The sequence below is a fragment of the Brevibacterium sp. genome, assembly GCF_022712115.1.
Classification (GTDB): Bacteria; Actinomycetota; Actinomycetes; order Actinomycetales; family Brevibacteriaceae; genus Brevibacterium; species Brevibacterium salitolerans.
In genome coordinates this window covers 1-3,548 of the sequence record NZ_JALAHB010000011.1, presented here as the reverse complement: position 1 = coordinate 3,548, position 3,548 = coordinate 1, and the positions used below count along the sequence as shown (strand labels likewise).

At 69.4% G+C, this 3,548-nt stretch carries 2 protein-coding genes and 1 pseudogene; 1 reads left to right on the top strand and 2 read right to left on the bottom strand.

The features are described from left to right. Both Q0A33_RS00415 and Q0A33_RS00410 read right to left on the bottom strand, forming a co-directional pair. The coding region (locus tag Q0A33_RS00415; protein WP_291791506.1) for a UPF0182 family protein at positions 1–1,911 on the bottom strand (1,911 nt) is incomplete at its 3' end. An 82-nt stretch (positions 1,912–1,993) separates the two neighbouring features. Next, positions 1,994–3,133: a PDZ domain-containing protein gene (locus tag Q0A33_RS00410; protein WP_291791504.1), complete on the bottom strand. Its 1,140-nt coding sequence runs from the start codon at positions 3,131–3,133 to the stop codon at positions 1,994–1,996. Positions 3,134–3,310: 177 nt separating this feature from the next. Between Q0A33_RS00410 and Q0A33_RS00405 the strand changes: the two are divergent. Continuing rightward, positions 3,311–3,548: pseudogene (locus Q0A33_RS00405) on the top strand (hypothetical protein); the annotation flags it as partial.

Genomic DNA, 3,548 nt, shown 5'->3' with positions numbered 1-3,548 from the left:
GTTGCGGATGTAGTTCACCTGCTGGTCCGGCAGGGTCGCCACCGCATTGGTGTTCTCCGTGTTGGCGTCGCTCGTGGCCTCCTGGAGGACCGAGGGCCGCGAGTACGGGTACTGGTTGGACGTCGTGTAGCCGTCCAGGATCCACTTGATCTTCCCGTCCACCACGGCCGGGTAGGGGTCGCCGTCCACCTCGAGGAACGGCGCGAGCTTCTGCACGCGCTCCCGCGGGGTCCGGTCGTAGAGGATCTGCGACTCCTCATTCACGGTGTCCGCCAGCACGATCTGCTCGTCCTGGAGCTTGATCGCGTAGAGGAGGCGGTTGAAGAGGTTGCCCACGCTGGGGCCGGCCTGACCCGTGAACGTGTAGTTCACCTGGCCGGAGCCCTCGTCCTCGTCCGCCGGGTAGTCGAGCTCGACCGGGTCCGCGCCCTCCGGCGCGCCCACGATCGAGTACTGCGTGGAGCGCTCGCCGAAGTACACGCGCGGCTCGTACTCCGACTGCTCGGTGAGCACGCCCGAGGCGGGGATGCTGTCCTCGAAGAACACCGGCTCGCCGTCCTGGCCCTGCCGGCTGCCGTACGCGGCGACGACGCCGATCCCGTGCGTGTAGACCGTCGCCTGGTTGACCCAGGTGCTGTCCGACTGCGCGTTCGGGTTGAGCTCGCGCACCGCGATGACCGTGTCCTCGGTCTCGCCGTCGATGTCGTAGCGGTCGACGTCGAGCTGCTCCGGGAACGCGTAGTACGAGCGGCTCTGCTGCAGCTGGCGGAACGTGTCCGAGACCAGGTTCGGATCGAGCAGACGCACGCTCGCCGCCGTCACGGCGTCACGGCGCAGCGCACCCGCTTCGCCCTCCGTCTGCGGGTTGTACGGGATGACGTCCACGTCGTCGATGTCATAGGCGTCCCGCGTGGCCTCGAGATGCCGGTTGATGTAGTCCGCCTCCAGGCTCTGCTGGGACGGGTTCACCTGGAACTGCTGCACGGCAGCGGGGAAGCCGAGGACGGCGACGCCGCCGAGCACCACGAGCATGCCCACGGAGATCGCCGTGAGCCGGAACGTGCGGAAGTAGGCGGTGGAGAAGACGAGTGCCGCCACCAGCGCCGCGGCCACGGCGACGATGAGGATCGCCGGGAGTGCGGCGTGCACGTCCGCGTAGGTCGCACCCGTCACCAGGCCGGAGTCGTCCGTGAGCTTGCCGTAGCGCCACAGGAACAGGCGGACCGCCTGGATGAGGACCAGCACCGCGAGCGCCGAGGCGAGCTGCACCCGGGCGGCCTTCGTGATCTCGAAGCCGCGCGTCTCACGCGGGCGCACGCCGCCGAACAGGTAGTGGGCGACGATCCCGGCGATGCACGCGAGCAGCGCGACCATCCCCAGATAGCCCGCGAGCACGTTGATCATGGGCAGCTGGAAGATGTAGAAGCCGAGGTCGTGGCCGTACTGCGCATCCGCGGAGCCGAAGGGCACGGAGTTCACGAGGAGCAGCGCGTCCTGCCACGAGGCCGTGAGCGCGAGCCCGCCCAGGAAGCCCACGACGGCGGGGATGGCGAGCGTGAAGGTCCTGCGCAGCGGCTCGACGGCCTCACGGTAGCGGTTGAGGTTCTCCTCCCGCGGGGAGGCCGGGAGCGTCTCCGGCCTCGAACGGTGCGCCAGGGAGAGCATCAGCCACAGCGGCAGGGCCATGAGCAGGAAGCCGATGACGAACAGCACGCCCTTGGTCAGCCATTCGGTGGTGAAGACGTTGAGACGCTCCAGCTGATCGAACCAGAGCACCTCCGTGTAGATCTGCGCGAACACCACGAACAGGCCCACGAGGACCAGGACCGCGGCGATCGTCAGGAACAGCGGCGACGGCCGTCTGCGGCCGCCGCTCGAGGGTGGTGCGGTGGGTCTGGCTGAAAAGCTCACAGTCGCCCTTCCTTGTCGTCCGTATTGTGAGCCGGCGGTCCTCCGCCTGCCCGTTGTGCATGCGGGCCTGCGCCCGCGTCAGTCATGAGTGCGCCGGTGCGCAGGAGGGGAGCGCGCCGTCCTCGTCCGCAGCGATGTCCTCGACCGCGGCACGCGCCTCGTGCAGGTCGTCGACGCGCACCACCGTGAGATCCTCCGCCCCGGGAGCGCTGAGCACCTCGGCGCAGTTGTCCGCGGGCGAGAGGAAGTACTCCGCGCCCGCCGCCGCGGCGGCCACGACCTTCTGCCGCGCTCCGCCGATGGGTGAGATCACCCCCTCGGCGTCGATGGCGCCCGTCCCCGCGATGGGCACCCCTCCGGTGAGATTGCCCTCCGTGAGCTTGTCGATGATCGTGAGGGCGAAGATGGTGCCCGCGGAGGGGCCGCCGATCCCCTCCACCGCGAACTCGACGTCGAAGGGGAACGAGTAGCCGAGCCCCATGACCACACCGATGGCCCGGGTGCCGTCGACGTCGTGCGGCTCCACCTCGACCTCGTGCTCCTCACCGTCCCGCTGCACCGTGAGCGCGACCGGTCCGTCCGAGGAGGCGACCGCGTCCTTCACGGCCGCCATGCCCTCGGGCGACCCCTCCACGGGTGTGCCGTCGACCTTGAGGAGAAGGTCCCCGGGCTCCACCGCCCCGGCGGCCGCGGAGTCCGGAGCCACGGAGCTCACGCCCACGACCGTGGAGAAGTCGATGCCCAGCTCCCCCAGCGCGGCGGCCGTGGCCTCGTCCTGGGACGAGACCATGTCCGCCGAGTTCTGGTCGCTCACCTGTTCCCGCGTGGTCTCCAGCGGGTAGAAGGCCTCACTGGGCACCACCGTCTCCGAACCCTTGACCAGGGAGCCCAGCGCATTGGAGGCATAGACGCTGCGGCCGGGGCCGCCGGCCACCGCCACCGTCAGCATGTCGAGCTGACCTTCGGCCTCGTAGGTCTGCGTGCCCGAGATGGTGATGAGCTCACGGCCCTCGTAGGGCTCGAGCGTGTTCACCACCGGCCCCGGCATCTGCAGCAGATACGGCACGGGGATGAGCGCGGCTGCGAAGACGAGCGCGTAGAGGAGGAACGAGGAGACGCCCACCGCACCGGGACGGCGGAGGCGGCGCGTCCGGCGCACCTCGCCCTGCCGGACGCCGTCCGCGGACTGCGAAGGGTCCGCTGCGGGCGGAGTGCTGCTCACCGGCGTCGACCTCCCAGTCACGTATCAGAGTCCGGACCAGTCTAGTTGCGCACACGTCCCGTCCGGAAATCATCCGCCCTGTCCGCCCTCAGCTGTGAGCGGACAGGCAGCCGGAAGGTTATGCACGGATGCAGACGTTACGCTGGCAGCACTGCCACTTCAGGAGCGAGGGAAGCGATGAGCGACAGGTTCGACGACAAGACGCCCGGCGAGGACGACGAGAACGGCAGGAACCCGTTCGAGCAGATGTTCGGCATGATGTACGGGCAGGGCGGAGCGCCGTTCCCCTCAGGACAGGGCGGACAGGCCGGGGGCATGCCCTTCGACCCCGCGATGCTGCAGCAGATCATGGGACAGGTCCAGCAGATGATGGGCGGCGGCGACCCCTCCCGCGCCGCACGTCAGACCATCGAGC